The organism is Streptomyces sp. NPDC000348, assembly GCF_042898795.1.
In the GTDB taxonomy this organism is placed as follows: Bacteria; Actinomycetota; Actinomycetes; order Streptomycetales; family Streptomycetaceae; genus Streptomyces.
Genome location: NZ_JBIAZD010000032.1, coordinates 19,982 through 35,586, shown reverse-complemented (window position 1 = coordinate 35,586; position 15,605 = coordinate 19,982). Strand labels below are relative to the sequence as shown.

Here is a 15,605-nt window from a genome sequence, read left to right as displayed (position 1 = left end):
TCCGCACCGCACGCTCACGCAACTCCAGCGGGTACTTCCTCGGCGCAGGCATCAACAGGGCTCCTCTCTGTGAGTCCTATCTGACCTGCTGTCACAACCCCCCGCATCCCGGGGGAACCTCAGTTATCGCTGCTGGTCAGCACGGCCACCAGGCCGAGGAACAGCAACAGCGGCGCGAGGTAGCGCTGGGAGAGCAGCAGCACCGTGGACATATAGCGGACCAAAGCGATCACAGGGTGGTCCCCCGCGCATCGGCCCGGAAACTGTGTTCGTCCGCGGCCCCGGCCAGGCTGGCCACCGACCACCGGTGCTGCAGTGCCGTCAGCAGTACGGCGTCCGAGTGCTCCCGCGCCACCCGCAGGACGACCTCCCCGCCGCGATGGGCGATGTCCGTCACACCCGGCAGCACGGACCAGTTCACCTCCATCGGCATGACGCCGGTGGACGGCACGGTCAGGACCAGCTCGGCCATCGAGGTGCGACTCCCGGCGTGCCGGCCGCCGTGCGAGGTGACCCGGCCGTCGCTGATGGTGTAGGCGCTACGGGCATGCGTCTCGGTGATCGCCTCGCGGTGGTCGGTGAAGACCACTGCTCCACCCTGTGCGGCCACTTCGTCGATGAACTCGGCGAGGACACCGTGGGCCGAGGCATCCAGACCAGACCAGGGTTCGTCGAGGACCAGCAGGTCGGGCTGGACAAGCAAAGCCTGGGCGAGCGCCACCTTCTGCGCGTTGCCCTTCGACAGCGTGCGCAGCGGTGCCTTCCACCCGCCCACCAAGGACAGCCGATCCAGCAGGTGATGGCCTCGGGCACGGGCGGCGGAGCCCGACAGGCCACGGATACGCCCCATGTGGGTGAGATAGGAGATCGCCGAGATGCGGTCGTGGCCGGTGAAGCGGTCCGGTACGTAACCGATGCGCGGTGGTCGGCCCGACACGCTCCCGGTGGTGGGTTGTGACAGTCCAACGAGGATCCTCAGCAAGGTCGACTTCCCCGAACCGTTGCTGCCGACCACCGCGAGGACGTCACCGGTCGCGACTTCCATGTGCACGTCACTAAGGATCCATCGTCCTCCGCCGTACCGTTTACCGACCGCCTCGCAACGTAACAACTCGACTCCCCACTGTGGCCTACACTCTGGTCCTTCCAGTCTGGCGGGCGGGCTTGGCAGTTAAGCTGACAGGCAGGTAGACCCCCTGGTAGATGGGTTTTCGACCAAGACAACCGTCTCCACCAGAGGCTTCGCATGCTTGTCTACCCGTCCGGCGTCGACGTGTCCAGCACGGCCCTGCGCTTCCTCGCCGCCCGTCTGAAAGAACACCGCCGCAATCTCGGAACCCGATGGCGGCGCCTGAACGCAGGCCGACAGGCCCTGCTCACCCTCGCCCACCTGCGCAACGGCCAGCCCTACGCCCAGCTCGCGGCCGGATTCGGGATCGGCACCACCACCGCCTACCGATACATCACCGAAGCCGTCAACCTCCTCGCCGCCCTCGCCCCCACCCTCGCCGAAGCCGTACGAGCGGCGTCGACGAAGGCGTACGTGATCCTCGACGGGACGCTCCTGCCCATCGACCGCATTGCCGCGGACCGACCGTTCTACTCCGGCAAACACAAGAAGCACGGCATGAACGTGCAGATCCTCGCCGACCCCTTCGGCCGGCTGCTGTGGGCCTCACCGCCCCTGCCCGGCGCTGTCCACGACATCCGTGCAGCCCGCGAACACGGCATCGTCGATGCCTTGGCCGAGGCAGGCATCCCGTGCTGGGCCGACAAGGGATACCGAGGTGTCGGCGGCACGGTCCGCGTCCCGTGCTGGGGACGGTGGGAGACCCTCTCCGCAGGTCAGCAGGCGGTGAATCGGTCCCACGCGAAGATCCGGGCTCTCGTCGAGAAAGCCGTCGCCACCCTTAAATCCTGGCGCCTTCTGCGCAAACTGCGATGCTTGACCACCCGGATCACCAGCCTCGTCCAGGCCGTCCTCACCCTGCATCTGACCAGCTCAGGGTGAGGATGGAAAAGGCTCACTGATTACGGAATGTGACTGTCGCCGGTAATCTTGATCCGACCTCACAAGCTGCGAGAGATCAGGGACGGAGATGCACCGACCGAACGTCATGGGTGACTGGCTCGAGTACGAAGGTGACCACAAGGGGATACGGGTCCGCGTCCACTCCTTCAAGAAGGGGGACGTCCCGCCCGAGGGTCGGGACAGCGATGCGCGGAAGCTGAAGTACTTCAGCTTCCGTGTCACGGTCGAGAACCGCGCCGAGGAATGGTTCATGATCGAGCTGGAGCGACGCCACATCGACGTGAGAGTCGGAGAGGATGGCGATTCGGCTTTCATCGACTACCACAGCAAGGAGATCGAGGGCTTTAAACTCTACCCGCTGCGCCGAGCCACGGCGACCTTCTACGCTGCTGCGCCTGCCCGTGACCTGGACGTGGTCGCCATCCAGGTCCACATGGATATTGACGACGAGCCGTCTGCTCCGCATGTATGGGTCGGTGGTGTCGGTGTGCCTGAATTCTCCACCAGTACCTCGGTGGAGACGGGCCGTGCCAAGGGCTCCCTCGTCGATGAGGTGAGCAAGTTCCTGGAGGGACAGGGGGCTGCCCCGGGGGAAGTTCTTGGTGATTGAGCGTCGATCATCTGTGTGAAGGAGCCGGTTCTGCGGCTGCTCGAACGCGAGATGCCCCGCGGCATCTCATATGACCATCCCGCTCTCGAGGACAGGCCGGTCGGCAGGCGCATGGCGGTCATCGCGAGGCCTATCCGGATGCGGTGATGTCGCGGCCGGTCCATGACCGTAGCCGGACACCGTCTCCGACCGGCCTGTACAAGATGGGCGCGCGCTACTACGACCCCCAGCTCGGGCGCTTCACCCAGGCCGACCCGTCAGGCCAGGAAACCAACTCGTACCTGTACGCCGGTGGCGATCCCATCAGCAACAGCGATCCGAGCGGGCTGTTCCTTCAGGCAGCCGTAGATGTGGTTGGGGATGCCCTGACGGGATTCGATGCTGGTACTGCTCTGGGCCACTTCGCTCAGGGGGACACCCAAGGGCTTCTCGGTGACCTGGCAGGCGCGGCCGGCGGGTTGGCCGGCGAGTTCGCCTGCTACTTCGCAGCCGGATTCTTCGCCCTGCCCACCGCGGGCGTAGGCGGGGCCCTGGTTGCCGCTGGTTGCACCGCAGCGGGCTTCGCCGCAGGACAGCTTGCGAGCAGTGCAGTGGGGTAAGCGAACGGAGATGTCCCGTGGGGTGAGCCGAAGCGCTCACCCCACGGGACACTGCGGACGAGGGGAGTAAAAGTGTCGCGATTCAATCGTGAGTTATATGGTTCCGGCGCTGCGATGCGTCGCAATGCCGCCGGAGCGATAGCGGCGGGAGCGTGCGCCATCATCGTGGGCCTGGTCATCGTGGTGGGAGGAAATATGAGTGGCTGGGTCGTCGCCGCCATCGGTGCCACTGCGGTCTTGTTGGTGACCATGCTCCCGCGTGTCGCGGGGCAACGACGTAACCAGTCCTGATCAGGCGCGGTCAAGGAGAATTCATGCAGCTGAGCCTTGCTAAGCGTTGTCCCGTAATTGATCACGGTCATGCTTGCTGACCTGCCTGCTCGGTTCAGCCGGTGATGGTGACGTTGTGGGGGCGGGCGATGCCGAGCATGGCGTGGTGAACGCCGTTGCCCTTCAAGCGGCAGTCGCGGAGGATCTTCCAGCTCTTCATCCGGGCGAAGGCGTGCTCGACGCGGGCCCTGACCTTGCGGTGAGAGGCGTTGTGTTCCTCTTTCCAACTTGGTAGTTCGGCCCGGCCGGGGTCACGGCGGTGAGGGATGATCAGGCCAGTGCCCCGGTAGCCGCCGTCAGCGATCACAGTGGTCCGGCCGATGGCGTCCTTCGCTCCGGACAGCTCCCATGCCTTGCAGTCGTTGCGGTTCCCCGGGGCCGGCCGGCCGACGGCGACGACCAGACGGGTGTCGGCATCGATGACGACTTGGTGGTTGGTGGAGTACCTGTAGTTCTTCGACTGCTCGGCGATCGTGTGGTCCCGGGTAGGGACCAGGGTGCCGTCGACGATCAGCACCGTGTCCTTCCGGAACCTCGTGCGAGGCCGCAGGGCGAGCAATGGCCCGAGGTGGGCGATGATCCGGTCCGCGGCGGACTTGGAGACCCCGAACAACGGGGCCAGCTGCCGCAGGGTGAGGTTCGTCCGCCAGTACGCGGCCACCAGCAGAAATCTGTCTTCCAGCGGCAGGCCCCAGGGCCGGCCTCTGCTCACCGGGTCGGCGCCCTCCCGCCGCAACGCGGTCACAAGTTTCGTGAACTGTCGTGGGCTCAGCCCGGTGAACGGGGCTATCCAGGAGGGTTCCGACGCCGTGATCACACCAGCCACGGCGAGATCGTCTCACCTTGATCATGCTTCGGGGCCCGCAGCCTCTGGCGGGACGGTATCTCGATCGCCCGGACGGCTTCCGCGTGAGATCCTCCGCCCGTGGCTACGGAGACCGAGGTGGGGGAGCTGTTGCACCAGCGCGGCTGGCGAACGGCGTTCACGGTCACTGAAAGGGTGAACGTGTGGGCCGCCCTGGTGAGCGCCATCGAGCGCGGCTACGGCGACGACATCTACGAGTACACCAACGACCTCTACTGCCGGAACTGGCTGCACGAGGCATGGCTCCTGCTGGACGAACACATCGTGCAGCTCTGGACCCCGCGGATCAAAGCTCTGGACGACCGGTACAGGGCCGCGACCGTCGACGACGACGGCCAAGCACTCGACCAGTTCCACAGGCTGCCCGGCCCCGACCTGTGGTGGTGGCGGCGGCACCCGCGCATCCTCACCGGAGACCTCGGGCGTTCCCTTCGCTCGGCCGGCGCCATCGGCACCGACCCTGACGCAGCATGACCCTCAGCCTCGTGGGCTTACGGGACAACCTTTAGAAGAGGCTCGCGCGCATGTACGGCGTGAGGTTCTCGAGGATCTTACGCAGCCACGGGCTGCGGACGGCCGGTAGCCGGACCAGAGTGTGCCGGAACACTCCCGAGTCGGTCCGGAACAGGTCACAGGGGTGAGGTGCGGGTGGGTCGTCGCGAAGGACGCCGGCGGGCATGACACCCGACGCGGGGGCGGGCAGGTGCGGCTCAGGGAAGGCCAGCCACAGCCACACCCCGAACGGCAGCGGCACCGGGTATGCCGAGGTGGCTCCGGCCGGGGTCCATACCTCTCCCGTCTGTGGGTGGACCGGCACGAGAAGGATGTCGGCATCCGGGTCGGAGGCGGGCCGTCCCGGTCCATTCAGAACGGCTCGCCGCGTTGGAGGGCCTGCGGGCAGCAGGGAGTCGAGGGCGCGTTGGAACACTTCCGCGGTCAGGCCGTCCGGGACGATCACCGGCCGGCCCTCCGAGGCAGCCAGCAGGTGGGCGAGCGCCCGGCCTGCTGCCGCTTCCCACTGTGGGCTCCATGACCACCAGTGGTGCAATCCCAGCTGCGGGCCGCCCCATGCAGTGATCGGCTCGAACGGAGGCGTGCCCCTCCCCTCCGCCGTCAGCTCCGCCCACGAGAGCGGTACGGCGTCGGCGTCCTCGACGGGTTGACGGTGCACGGCGTTCGGGGCCAGCCACACCGCCTGCCAGAGCGAGCAGTCGTCGATCCGGCTCGCCACGGGCAGTCCGCACGTCTCGCAGGCCATGTTGGGACCGTCGGCTCCGTCGAGGCCGCAGCAGTAGCCGCCGGCCCGCTCCGGAATCAGCCGGGTGCCGCGGACATCCCCCGGTGCGATGACGATCGTGCCGGGGGCGCCGTCGGAGAGGGCGTAGACCGGCGCGTAGATGCCACGGGCCGCCGCCTCGTCCGGATCGATTTCCTCCCACCTCCGCCACGGCGGCCCCCAGGGCTCCGGCTCCACGGCGAACGTGCCCGGCTCCATGAGCACCGGGAGCTGGATGCCGTTCCCGTACTTCTGATGGGCGTGGACCGGCAAGGGGACCTGGGACAGCGGGGCGGTCAACTCGGCGCCGCACCCCGTACACACGAAGACGAACAAATGCCCTCCGCTTGGGAAACAGAGGCATCGTCGCAGTTTGGCAGTGGTCGGCCAACGTGTTTTCTCGTCCACCACGGGGTCGGAGCACCACCACGGCATGGAGCGTCAGCGTCGGTGTGAGGACAGAGACGCCGACGCCTTCGCGTGTGCGGGACTACCGAGGTACCGGTCGGTCTGCGGGGGAGTCGGCAGGCTTCGGTTCGTACGGGCAGAGCGGCGCGTGAGGGCCTGTCTGCGATGGTGAGGCGCCGCGGACCAGAGTGCAGCGGTCGTGGCGGACGCGGGGGACGCGCCATCCCGTGTGCGAAGCGGGCGCGAGGGCACGGTTGACGCTGGTCACCAGGCGTTCCGCGGTGTCCGCGAACGCCCAGTTCGTTGCGTACGTGCTGTGCTGGTGGAACCACTCCATGCGGATGACCGGTCTGCTCAGAACAGTCTCGAACCAGGTGGCGCACCGCTCGGCGAGCTGTTCCGGCGTCCCGCTCGCGCGGAAGAACCCGCGTTCAGGCGTCTCGTGGAGATTGAAGAGCTGGTCGCAGACCTTGCCGGCACGCACATGCGTACCGTGGAAGTGCAACGCCCATTCGCCGAGTATCAGAGACCGTTCACTATCGCTGAGGGAGACGTGGACCAACAGTGACGAGTCGTCCTCGGGGCGTCCGACGTTGCTGTGCGCGAACGGCACGCGCCAGAAGGCGGCCCGGTTCTGCATGGCTGCGATGAAGGCCGACTCAGCCGTGTCGAAGTCCCAGGGCTCCTCGCCGTCTTCCTGGGGGTCTTCGGCTAAGAACCAGGGGCTGCCGTCCATGGGCCAACTCTAGAGCCCATCACAGAGGGCGTGCTGGAGCCCGTTCACAGGGGAGCGACGGCACGGACTCAGGGCCGGCTACCGGCCCCATCCGGGCGACGGGCCGTCGGCTCGAGACGCTCCAGTAGGCTGCGCTGGCCATGGACACGAACGCCGAACCCGAGCAGACCCGGCACACCACGAACGCTGCTGGTCCGCCGATCCGGCAGCTGTTCCGGGACGTCATCGCCGACCGTCTGCCGGGCCCGAGGCCGTCCCAGGCCGCGATGCTGTTCGACGCCGAGATCGACACCTACTGGGACGACCGGAGCTTCCTCGGCGACTTCTGCAACGAGATCCTTCACCAGGACACCTGCCAGCCGGCCACCGCTGACGGCCTCGCCCTGGTCACGGCCCTCGCAGTCGACGACCGCATCCCCGCCCCACACCGGTTCCAAGCCGTCGCCCTGCTGTTCAGGGCTGCCACTGTCGCTGAGCGCCATCTCGCCGAGACCTGGCCGGCCACCCCACAGCATGCCGATCCAGACAGCGAGGCCCGGGCCCGCAGCGCGGTCCAAGCTCACGTTCCAGCTCTGCTGGCCCGCTGGTCGGCCGAATGCCCCGATGATCACCGACGCGCAGGACAGCACGGAAGGTGCGCCTCCACGGGCGGTGCTGTACGTGTGTGCCGAGTGGAGTCTGCTGAACCCGCACCTGAGCGCACAGCGCGCCGAGCAGGAGGGCCGGGTCTTCACCGCCGCACGGAACATCACGATCACCGAGACGGTCACAGACCCGTACGGGCAGCCCGACCCGCTGTGCCGGGAGGGCTGGAAGCAGGTGCGGGAGTTGGTTAGGCGGGAGCAGGTGGAGGTGGACATCGTGCGGTGGCCGACGGCCATCGCACCGGATTGGTCGCACGATCTGCGGCACCGCGAGATCAGCCGGCTCCACAAGCAGGGTGTGAGCGTGTGCTACTCCTGGGCGCCGCTGTCGTAGACGGGAGCGCTGCGATGACCACGACGGGCATGCTGCACGAGAAGCACCGGCTCCTCGGCCGCCCGGTGCGGGACACGGCATCCGGGCGGACCGGTGTGCTGCAGGCCATCGCTCCCGACGTCGGCACGGACACACCCGTCGCCTGGCTGCGGCCCTCGGGTGGCGGTATCGAGTGGACGACGCCGGTTGGGGCGATCGAGCCGGTTACAGTGCCCACCCCGGACCGGACAGCTATCCAAGAGGGCTGACGACCGGACGTTGAGGAAGGGCGAGCGGTGCTTCGACGGGGGGCGTACCCGCACGTGCGGTATGAGGTGTTCGACTGCAAGCTGTGCCCGGGCAAAGGGGCGGCGACGGAAATCGCAGGCGTGGGCGAGCGGATGGCACGGTGGCGGGTATGCCGCTCGTGCGACTTCTGGCTGACCTGCATGGGCTACCGGATGCTCGGCGACCAGGACCCCGACGGCCGACGCGTGCTGCGCGTCGACGGACGGCACTACATGACCTGGACCGACGAGCAGGGCTGCCCGCCCGAGACCGGATACACCAGCCGCGCCGACCGCCCGTACGTTCTGCTCGAGGACGAGATCGTACGGAACGCGCGCTGGCTGTGGCTGATGGGCTCGATTCCGGACAGATTCCGCGAACAGCTGCCGGACAACGCCCGCTTCCTTGCGCCCCGATCCTGATCGTCGACAGGCCCCGGTGTCACCAGCCGGGCCGCTGCTGTCGCCCGGCACCGGGCACTGCAGGAGGCTCTGCCGACTGCGCCTGCCGGCCGCCGGGACGGGAATGACCGCAGGGCGACCGATGACTTCCCCGCCCGCCCGCCGTGCCGGCATCGCGCGGCCCGGACGAGCTGAGTGCCCTGTCGGTTCCGCGCCGGTACAGGGCCTGTTGTCGGACCGGGAACCTAGCATCCGCTTGTGAACCTCGAATCCCGTCTGTCCCAGGGCGTGATACTGCCTCCCGGCCGCATGATCACGTCGGAGGAAGGCCACGGCACCGTGCAGCCGCTGTGGCTGAGCGACAGCCCGCCCTGTGCTGGCCTGTGGTCCCGTCTGCGCGCGGAGCATGCCGCCTCCGGCTTCTGGCCGCTCCTGCTCACCCCCTTGGAGCCGCACGAGGCCGACTTCCGCCCCTGGGCCTGCGGTGAACTGTTCCCGGAACGCATGTCGTCCCCGGCAGACCACGATCCCCGGACTGTCCTCGCCCGCTGGTGGCAGGACCACACCGCCACCGACGAGGACGACGACCAGCGGGACACAGAAAAACGCCTCGCCGTCACCGCCCCGTTCGGCCGGACCTGGCCCGGACCCGCACCCGCCGCCACGCCCGTCAGGGATGCCGACGCGACAGCCGATCAGTACGCGCGGGCCTTCCTGACCCAGCACCCGCACGCCCGCCTCGGACTCGTCGCCGCGCCCCGTGGAGCCGACGCCCTCACCACCGCTGGCTGGAACGGTCCGCTGAACTATGACAACGACACCGCCACGTTCTCCGCTGTCCTGCGCGACTGGGAAGACCGCTTCGGCGCCCGCGTCGTCGGCATCGGTTTCGACACCCTGCACCTCAGCGTCGCAGCCCCACCACACCGCCTCGAAGACGCCCTGCGCATAGCCGCCGAGCACTTCGCCTTCTGCCCCGACAACATCTGGCAGGGCACCCACCGAGACCTGGCCACCTACGCCGAGGACCTTCATCGACCTGAACTGCCGGGACTTCTGGTGGGACTGACCAGACAGACAAGCCAGGTCCCGCCCAAGCGGCGCCGGACAGGGGCAGCGGCAGATCCCGCCGGACGCCGCGTCGGCGCCGCGATCTCCCAGGCCCTGAACACCCTCGTCCCCGCAGCCGGCACTGGTTGCCCTTGACCAGCAGGAGGTAGTGAGCGTTCTTGTCCTCGACGAGGTGGCGGGCGTGGTTACGCTGGGTGCGCAGGGCATCCGCGGTGACGGTGACGCCGGTCAGATCGAAGGAAGGGCGCGAGCAGGCGGGCGAAGCCGGTGACCTCGTTGGTCTTGGTCGGGACCCGCAGCTGGGTGACAGTGTGCCCGGTTCCGGTGACTGCTGCGAGGAGGTGGGCAGCGGCCTGCGTGTCGGTGCGCGAGCCGCGCGCGGTCTTGCCGTCCACGGCTACCGTGTCGGTCCCGGCAGGGTCGGTGCCGAGCAGGTCGGCCAGGCCGCCGGGACAGACCACGACCAGGACGCGGCGAAGGGTGGCGGCGGACGGCGGAGTGCGGACCCCGAGCGGTCCGTGGGCGCGGATGCCGAGCCGGGCGAGGGTGTGCTGGGGAGCGTGGCGGGCCCATTGCCCGATCGCCAGGTAGGAGCGGCCGCCGGCCAGGACCGCGCAGGCGACGGTGAGGAGAACCGCGACCAGCGAGTGTCGTCGTCCGCGACGGCCGCGCGGGTCGAGCAGAGCCGTCAACCGATCCGTCAACACGGACAGTTCGCGTGTGGCGGGGCCGGGCGACTTGATCAGGCAGACGGCGGCAGACTGGCGGCACATCGAGGCTCCGGTGATGCAGGGCGACTTTGGTCGGTCACCCCGTCAACCGGAGCCTCCTTGCGTTCGTGACGGCTTTGCCGGTCCCGTCGCCCTCCGGTGACCTGCACGACGCCCACCACCCGGACCATGAGTCAGCCCTGGCCCCGGACCGGGGCCGAACAGCCTTTGTGGGTATGCCTTCTGGGCTGGTGCCCACAAGACCGGTACGCTGCCGTGGATGGCCTGTGCCGTCGTCGATGCAGGGGGGCGCACATGTCGAACACCATTGTCCTGTTCCTCTCCCTCGGCCCGCTCGCCATGGTCCTGGCGATGATCGCCGCGCACGGGTTGGGCGAGAGCAAGGACGCCTACACCGGGGAGGTCACCGGCCGGGGGGTGAGCAGTTCGACCGGTACCTACGGCCCGACGGGCCACTACATGATGCACATCCGCACCGATGAGGGGCGGGAGCTCAGCATCGAGGTGAACGGCCGGACGTATCGGTCGCTCGCCGTCGGCGACCGGGTGGTCAAGGAGTGGGGTAGGCGCTGGCCGGAGCGGTCGGAGTAACGGAGCGAACAGCTCTGCCGCAGCGTCCGGCACGCCCTCGCCGCCCGTGACCACCTCACGGCCCTGTACCAGGCACTCGGCTTGCCCGAAGGCACGCAGGCACGCCGACCGGACGCGGGTCGCACCGGGACACCGCAGACCGCGCGCGGCTCGCGCACCGACACCCTCCGTCGGGCCGGGAACTGCAGCATCGCGGCCGGCCTGCGCGAGGTCTCCTACGCGCCCCACACCCGCCCCCTCAACCTACTCAGGCTGCCCTGACCAGCAACAACCTGTGGCCACGACAACTATGAATCAGCCCTGCCCGTGGACAGGAGGAGTCACGTAGCCGCTTTCGGTGCCCACGGCCACAACCTCCTGGCCGTCCCACGGACCCACTGCCACGCACGTGATGATCTCATCGAGCTTTGCGAGGCCCCGTGTTCCCTCCGTAGGCGTGCACGGTCAGGTGCCCCCACTTCCTGGCCCAGGAGGCGGGGGCGTGTCCGACGACAGTGGTGTCCTGCCTGCTGCAGCGGGCGACGGCGTAGCAGGCCACCGGCAGCGGGTCGGTCTCTTTGAGGGTAGGCAAGGAGGAATACCTGGGCGCGGCGTCCAGTCTGAGCACGAACAGGCCGACCGAGGTCCGCAGCGTGATGCCGGTGCCGGTGATGGACATGGCGTCCACCGGGTCCTTGCACGGGACGCGGCGTCTGCGCTGGGGGCCAGCGTCGGCGAGGCTGATGATCTCGATGCCTTTCCGCGTGCGGGCTGTCCATGCCAGGGCGACGGAGCCCGCACTGCTGAAACCAGCATCCCCGCGGGCTCCGTCTGATCAGGCGGGGCCCGCGGCCCTGTCTGCCTCACTCCGTGCTACGCAAGGACCGCGCCGTGTTCTCCGCGATCTTCCAGAACCACGTCGGCTATCTGGTCGCGTGCACCCTGACCGCCCTGATTCTCGGCGGTGCGGCATGGGTGCTCACGCGCCGGCTGGGCAACGCTCACGCCCTGTGGTGGTCCGGACTGGCCTTCACCGTCACCGGTGTCCTCGGCGTCACCTTCATGGGCGCCGGCCCGGCCAGCGGCGTCTGTGTCCTCAACCATCAGCTCGCCGAGCCCTTCCACACCACGCAAGGCCTGTGGAACCTGGCGATGACGGTGCCCGTCGGCGCCCTTGCCCTCCTGGCCGCCCGTCGGCCCCTTCCCGCCCTGGTCGGCGTCGTCGCCCTGCCCCTGGCCATCGAGTTCACGCAGGCCACCGTCGACGGCCTGGGGCGCGTGTGCGACAGCTCGGACGCCGAGATGAACATCATCGGCGGACTGGCGGGACTCGCCATCGCCGCAACCGTACTCACCGTGCGCAAGTCGCTCCTGTGGCAGGGCGGCGTGAAGGGCGCACTGATCGCCTCTGTCGCACTGCTCCTGCTGGGCTCGGGCGTCGCCCAGCCGATGCTCGCCTTCACCAACGTCGACGGCAGCGGCCTCTCCACAGCCGGTACAGACCAAAAGCGCGCCGTCGAGGCGGTGGTGAGGGAAGCGTTCGGCGACCAGTACACGATCGGCCAGCTCTATGAACAGCCCTGCCTGGACACATCGTGCAAGAACGTCATCTTCAACCTGCACCTCCGTGGTGAGAAGGGCAAGTCCGAGCTGTTCGGGAACGGCAGCCTCTCCTGGCCGGACAAGAAGCACCTGAACATCCTGCTCGAGGACAGCGACCGGCCCACCGCCATGGGATACCCGGTCAAGGGGGCGAAAGTGCCCACCACCGACCGCGAGGCACACGAGAGCGCGCAGGCGTACGCCCGCCGGCACTACCCCTGGGCGAAGAACGCGACCGTGCAGGAGACCGATCCCGTCGGCGAGAAAGCCAGCCTGGGCTGGATGACGAACTGGCGATGGATCCACAACGACGTCCTGATGCCCAGGATGCTGGACGTCCAGATCGACAGGGCCGGACGCGTGTCCCAGACAGATCGACAGGGCCGGACGCGTGTCCCAGATCGACGTCACGCTCGGCCCGACGCGCGCCGACCTCCCCGAAGCCAAGCTCGACGCACGGCAGGCCGAGAAGGCGGTGAACAAGGCCGTGACGGCGCAGCTACAGGCCAACGGAAGCACCGACGCCGAGTTCCAGACCGAGGCCGTCACCGTCAAGGCGGACGACCCTAACGGCAAGTGGAAGCCCTACTGGCTCGTGAACGTGACATCTCCCCACGCCGGACAGACCGACGATGCGCAGGCACCGGCTCCCGTCGAGACCTACCGAGTCGACGCCCTCACCGGACAGGTCTACGACGCCGGCTGGGTACCCGTCAAGACAACCTGACCGACCACCGGAAAACCGCACAGCAGGACGGCCGACCCGACGGCAGCGGGGCCGGACAGGATCACCCTGCCCGATCCCGCGGCCCGCCCCGGGGGTGTACCCGCGAGGCGCATAGGGATCCCCGGGTGCCGGCGGGCGGTCCTGCCCCGGCTGGAGGTTTCCCGTGCCTTCCCGGTGCGGGAAATCCCAGCCGCCGGGGTCGGGTCTGTCCAGTCAACGGCTGATCTTGGTTGTTGAGTGTCAGTGGCTGGTGGTGGGGGTGAGGCGTCCTTCGAAGGCGATCTGGAAGGCGTTCAGAGGCGCCTTCCAGCGCATCGTCCAGCGGCGCCGGCCCTTGCCGGTCGGGTCCAGGCTCATCAGCGCCATGTAGACGCACTTCAACGCGGCGGCCTCCGTCGGGAAGTGGCCGCGGGCCCGGACCGCCTTGCGGATGCGGGCGTTCACGCTCTCGATCGCGTTCGTCGAACAGATCACCTTGCGGATCTCGACGTCGAAGGACAAGAAGGGGACCATCTCGGCCCAGCCGTCGGACCACAGCTTGATCACGGCCGGATACTTGCTGCCCCACTTCTCGGAGAACTCCAGGAACCGCTCGGTCGCGGCAGCCTCGCTCGGCGCGGTGTAGACGGGCTTCAAATCACGCGCGACCTTGTCCCAGTCCTGGCGGGCGCAGTAGCGGATGCTGTTGCGAATCAGGTGAACGATGCAGGTCTGGACGATAGTGCGCGGCCAGACAGTCTCGACGGCGTCGGGCAGGCCCTTCAGTCCGTCGCAGACCAGCATGAGGACATCTTCAACTCCGCGATTCTTCAGTTCGGTGAAGACCTGGAGCCAGTGCTTGGCGCCCTCGCCGCCGTCCCCGGCCCAGATGCCGAGGATGTCGCGAGTTCCCTCAACGGTGACGGCCATCGCCACGTAGATCGGCCGGTTGGCGACCTTGCCATCGCGAATCTTGACGTTGATGGCGTCGACGGAGACCACCGGGTAGAGGCGGTCCAGCGGCCGGGACTGCCATTCGGCCATGCCCTCCATCACCTTGTCGGTGATCGTGGAGATGGTCTGCTTGGACACCTCCGCGCCGTACACCTCGGCCAGATGAGCCGATATCTCGCCGTGCGTGAGGCCCTTCGCGGACAGGGAGAGCACCATCTCGTCGACGCCGGTCGGACGCCGCTGCCGCTTGCGGACGATCTGGGGCTCAAAGGTGCCGGCGGTGTCGCGGGGCACCTTCACCTCGACCGGCCCGACGTCGGTGAGCACAGTCTTCGACCGGGTGCCGTTGCGGGAGTTGCCGCTGTTCCGGCCCGTCACGTCGTGCTTGTCATAGCCGACGTGATCGGTGATCCCGCCCTCCAGGGCGGACTCCAGGACCCGCTTGGTCAGCTGCTGCAACAGGCCGCCCTCACCAGTCAGTTGCAGTCCGTCGGAACGGGCGCGGTCGACCAGCATCGCGACCAACTGTTCGTCCGACACCGCCTCCGCAGCCGGCTCGATGACCGGCTCCTCCACGGCCTCGTGCTCGGTGATGGTCTCGCTCATTTCAGGCGTCTCCTTGATCATCGGATCCGCCGTCTATTGGACACTCCCCACCCCGTCCCTCGGATCCCTGACAGGCAGCTCACCAGGGAACCGGGCCGTGCTCGTCGAAGAAGCCGCCGGTCGGCCCGTCATCGGGCAGCGTGGCGAGCTGGACGACCACGGCCGCGCCGTCGGCCGCGGTGCGGGTGAGGCCGGGAAATGCGGTGGTGAAGTCGGTCGCACACGGCCCCGGATCGGCGGCGTTGACCAGGATGTTGCGGCTGCGCAGTTCCTTGGCGTACTGCACGGTCAGCGAGTTGAGTGCGGTCTTGGAGGGGACGTACGCGGCCAACGGGGGCCGGGTTGTGAAGTAGTCCTCGGGATCGGTCATCCGGGCGATGGAGCCCAGTCCACTGCTGACATTGACGATCCGGGCGGCGGGGGAGCGGGCGAGCAGCGGCAGCATCGTGGTGGTCACGCTGATCACGCCGAACACGTTGGTCTCGAACACCTCGCGTACAGCGGGCAGTTCGACACTGCCAGGGCTCTGGGCGGCGAGGTCGCCAGAGATGCCGGCGTTATTGACCAGGATGTCCAGCCGGCCAAAGCGCTCCTCGATCCAGCGGGCGGCGGATAGGACGCTGGCGCGGTCGGTGACGTCCAGGGTGACCGGGTACACCCGCGGGCCCAGGTCGGCTGCGGCTGCCGCACCGCGGTGCGGGTCGCGCGAGGCCAGCAGGACGTTCGTGCCGAGCGAGGCGAGCCGGGCTGCGACCTCGCGCCCGATGCCCTTGTTGGCACCGGTGACCAGAGCAGTCGTGGTTTCTGTCATGCGTTCAGCCCACCACGGGGGCGGCCGGGAGTTCCAACACCGACCAGGTATG

General features: G+C 68.2%; 20 protein-coding genes. 11 read left to right on the top strand and 9 right to left on the bottom strand.

Going from position 1 to position 15,605, the window contains the following annotated elements; translation table 11 throughout:
* Window positions 1-229: 229 nt before the first annotated feature.
* A complete protein-coding gene (locus ACFY3N_RS35145) occupies window positions 230-1,051 on the bottom strand; it encodes an ATP-binding cassette domain-containing protein (RefSeq protein WP_390820852.1) in 822 nt (273 codons plus the stop codon).
* Window positions 1,052-1,246: 195 nt separating this feature from the next.
* Between ACFY3N_RS35145 and ACFY3N_RS35140 the strand changes: the two genes are divergently transcribed.
* The 3 genes from ACFY3N_RS35140 (at window position 1,247) to ACFY3N_RS35130 (ending at window position 3,241) form a co-directional block, all read left to right on the top strand.
* The gene (locus ACFY3N_RS35140) at window positions 1,247-2,011 is read left to right on the top strand and encodes an IS5 family transposase (RefSeq protein WP_390820851.1); all 765 of its coding nucleotides are present in this window, start codon (window positions 1,247-1,249) and stop codon (window positions 2,009-2,011) included.
* 88 nt (window positions 2,012-2,099) lie between these two features.
* Window positions 2,100-2,642, top strand: coding sequence for a hypothetical protein (locus ACFY3N_RS35135; protein ID WP_390820850.1), 543 nt, complete (start codon window positions 2,100-2,102; stop codon window positions 2,640-2,642).
* 203 nt (window positions 2,643-2,845) lie between these two features.
* Window positions 2,846-3,241 carry an RHS repeat-associated core domain-containing protein gene (locus ACFY3N_RS35130; protein ID WP_390820849.1) on the top strand — a complete coding sequence of 132 codons (396 nt, stop codon included), beginning with the start codon at window positions 2,846-2,848 and terminating at the stop codon, window positions 3,239-3,241.
* 385 nt (window positions 3,242-3,626) lie between these two features.
* On the opposite strand, the gene ACFY3N_RS35125 is transcribed toward ACFY3N_RS35130, so the two are convergent.
* Window positions 3,627-4,397, bottom strand: coding sequence for a transposase (locus ACFY3N_RS35125; protein ID WP_390820848.1), 771 nt, complete (start codon window positions 4,395-4,397; stop codon window positions 3,627-3,629).
* Window positions 4,398-4,496: 99 nt separating this feature from the next.
* On the opposite strand from ACFY3N_RS35125, the gene ACFY3N_RS35120 reads away from it, so the two are divergent.
* On the top strand, window positions 4,497-4,910 hold the full coding sequence (locus ACFY3N_RS35120; protein WP_390820847.1) for a hypothetical protein: 414 nt from the start codon (window positions 4,497-4,499) through the stop codon (window positions 4,908-4,910).
* Window positions 4,911-4,941: 31 nt separating this feature from the next.
* Here ACFY3N_RS35120 and ACFY3N_RS35115 read toward each other — a convergent pair whose 3' ends face one another.
* From ACFY3N_RS35115 to ACFY3N_RS35105, 3 genes are all read right to left on the bottom strand, one after another.
* On the bottom strand, window positions 4,942-6,048 hold the full coding sequence (locus ACFY3N_RS35115) for a hypothetical protein (protein ID WP_390820846.1): 1,107 nt from the start codon (window positions 6,046-6,048) through the stop codon (window positions 4,942-4,944).
* 154 nt (window positions 6,049-6,202) lie between these two features.
* Entirely contained in the window at window positions 6,203-6,856 is a 654-nt protein-coding gene (locus ACFY3N_RS35110) for a hypothetical protein (RefSeq protein WP_390820845.1), read from the bottom strand.
* A gap of 68 nt (window positions 6,857-6,924) precedes the next feature.
* Entirely contained in the window at window positions 6,925-7,485 is a 561-nt protein-coding gene (locus ACFY3N_RS35105; RefSeq protein WP_390820844.1) for a hypothetical protein, read from the bottom strand.
* 22 nt (window positions 7,486-7,507) lie between these two features.
* Between ACFY3N_RS35105 and ACFY3N_RS35100 the strand changes: the two genes are divergently transcribed.
* From ACFY3N_RS35100 to ACFY3N_RS35085, 4 genes are all read left to right on the top strand, one after another.
* Window positions 7,508-7,834, top strand: a complete 327-nt coding sequence (locus ACFY3N_RS35100; RefSeq protein ID WP_390820843.1) for a hypothetical protein — start codon at window positions 7,508-7,510, stop codon at window positions 7,832-7,834.
* Window positions 7,835-7,848: 14 nt separating this feature from the next.
* Window positions 7,849-8,082, top strand: coding sequence for a hypothetical protein (locus tag ACFY3N_RS35095; protein WP_390820842.1), 234 nt, complete (start codon window positions 7,849-7,851; stop codon window positions 8,080-8,082).
* 120 nt (window positions 8,083-8,202) lie between these two features.
* Window positions 8,203-8,523: a hypothetical protein gene (locus ACFY3N_RS35090; protein ID WP_390820841.1), complete on the top strand. Its 321-nt coding sequence runs from the start codon at window positions 8,203-8,205 to the stop codon at window positions 8,521-8,523.
* Between the two features lie 237 nt (window positions 8,524-8,760).
* On the top strand, window positions 8,761-9,708 hold the full coding sequence (locus tag ACFY3N_RS35085) for a DUF4253 domain-containing protein (protein WP_390820840.1): 948 nt from the start codon (window positions 8,761-8,763) through the stop codon (window positions 9,706-9,708).
* Window positions 9,709-9,758: 50 nt separating this feature from the next.
* Here ACFY3N_RS35085 and ACFY3N_RS35080 read toward each other — a convergent pair whose 3' ends face one another.
* The gene (locus ACFY3N_RS35080; RefSeq protein ID WP_390820839.1) at window positions 9,759-10,346 is read right to left on the bottom strand and encodes a transposase family protein; all 588 of its coding nucleotides are present in this window, start codon (window positions 10,344-10,346) and stop codon (window positions 9,759-9,761) included.
* Between the two features lie 252 nt (window positions 10,347-10,598).
* On the opposite strand from ACFY3N_RS35080, the gene ACFY3N_RS35075 reads away from it, so the two are divergent.
* Complete coding sequence (locus tag ACFY3N_RS35075) at window positions 10,599-10,895, top strand: hypothetical protein (protein ID WP_390820838.1); 297 nt, start codon at window positions 10,599-10,601, stop codon at window positions 10,893-10,895.
* A 397-nt stretch (window positions 10,896-11,292) separates the two neighbouring features.
* On the opposite strand, the gene ACFY3N_RS35070 is transcribed toward ACFY3N_RS35075, so the two are convergent.
* Window positions 11,293-11,553, bottom strand: coding sequence for a hypothetical protein (locus tag ACFY3N_RS35070; RefSeq protein WP_390820837.1), 261 nt, complete (start codon window positions 11,551-11,553; stop codon window positions 11,293-11,295).
* Window positions 11,554-11,765: 212 nt separating this feature from the next.
* Between ACFY3N_RS35070 and ACFY3N_RS35065 the strand changes: the two genes are divergently transcribed.
* Both ACFY3N_RS35065 and ACFY3N_RS35060 read left to right on the top strand, forming a co-directional pair.
* Window positions 11,766-13,046, top strand: coding sequence for a VanZ family protein (locus ACFY3N_RS35065; RefSeq protein WP_390820836.1), 1,281 nt, complete (start codon window positions 11,766-11,768; stop codon window positions 13,044-13,046).
* A gap of 31 nt (window positions 13,047-13,077) precedes the next feature.
* The gene (locus ACFY3N_RS35060; protein WP_390820835.1) at window positions 13,078-13,203 is read left to right on the top strand and encodes a hypothetical protein; all 126 of its coding nucleotides are present in this window, start codon (window positions 13,078-13,080) and stop codon (window positions 13,201-13,203) included.
* A 240-nt stretch (window positions 13,204-13,443) separates the two neighbouring features.
* Here ACFY3N_RS35060 and ACFY3N_RS35055 read toward each other — a convergent pair whose 3' ends face one another.
* Together ACFY3N_RS35055 and ACFY3N_RS35050 are read right to left on the bottom strand one after the other, a co-directional pair.
* Window positions 13,444-14,742 (bottom strand): IS256 family transposase, encoded by a 1,299-nt coding sequence (locus ACFY3N_RS35055; RefSeq protein WP_390820834.1) that lies wholly within the window; start codon window positions 14,740-14,742, stop codon window positions 13,444-13,446.
* 79 nt (window positions 14,743-14,821) lie between these two features.
* Window positions 14,822-15,553, bottom strand: a complete 732-nt coding sequence (locus ACFY3N_RS35050) for an SDR family oxidoreductase (RefSeq protein ID WP_390820833.1) — start codon at window positions 15,551-15,553, stop codon at window positions 14,822-14,824.
* Window positions 15,554-15,605 lie beyond the last annotated feature (52 nt).

Coding starts and splice junctions, on each gene's coding strand:
- ACFY3N_RS35055 (WP_390820834.1), bottom strand. CDS start 14,742: ATGAGCGAGACCATCACCGAGCACGAGGCCGTGGAGGAGCCGGTCATC.
- ACFY3N_RS35075 (WP_390820838.1), top strand. CDS start 10,599: ATGTCGAACACCATTGTCCTGTTCCTCTCCCTCGGCCCGCTCGCCATG.
- ACFY3N_RS35095 (WP_390820842.1), top strand. CDS start 7,849: ATGACCACGACGGGCATGCTGCACGAGAAGCACCGGCTCCTCGGCCGC.
- ACFY3N_RS35110 (WP_390820845.1), bottom strand. CDS start 6,856: ATGGACGGCAGCCCCTGGTTCTTAGCCGAAGACCCCCAGGAAGACGGC.
- ACFY3N_RS35140 (WP_390820851.1), top strand. CDS start 1,247: ATGCTTGTCTACCCGTCCGGCGTCGACGTGTCCAGCACGGCCCTGCGC.
- ACFY3N_RS35135 (WP_390820850.1), top strand. CDS start 2,100: ATGCACCGACCGAACGTCATGGGTGACTGGCTCGAGTACGAAGGTGAC.
- ACFY3N_RS35050 (WP_390820833.1), bottom strand. CDS start 15,553: ATGACAGAAACCACGACTGCTCTGGTCACCGGTGCCAACAAGGGCATC.
- ACFY3N_RS35080 (WP_390820839.1), bottom strand. CDS start 10,346: ATGTGCCGCCAGTCTGCCGCCGTCTGCCTGATCAAGTCGCCCGGCCCC.
- ACFY3N_RS35070 (WP_390820837.1), bottom strand. CDS start 11,553: ATGTCCATCACCGGCACCGGCATCACGCTGCGGACCTCGGTCGGCCTG.
- ACFY3N_RS35130 (WP_390820849.1), top strand. CDS start 2,846: ATGGGCGCGCGCTACTACGACCCCCAGCTCGGGCGCTTCACCCAGGCC.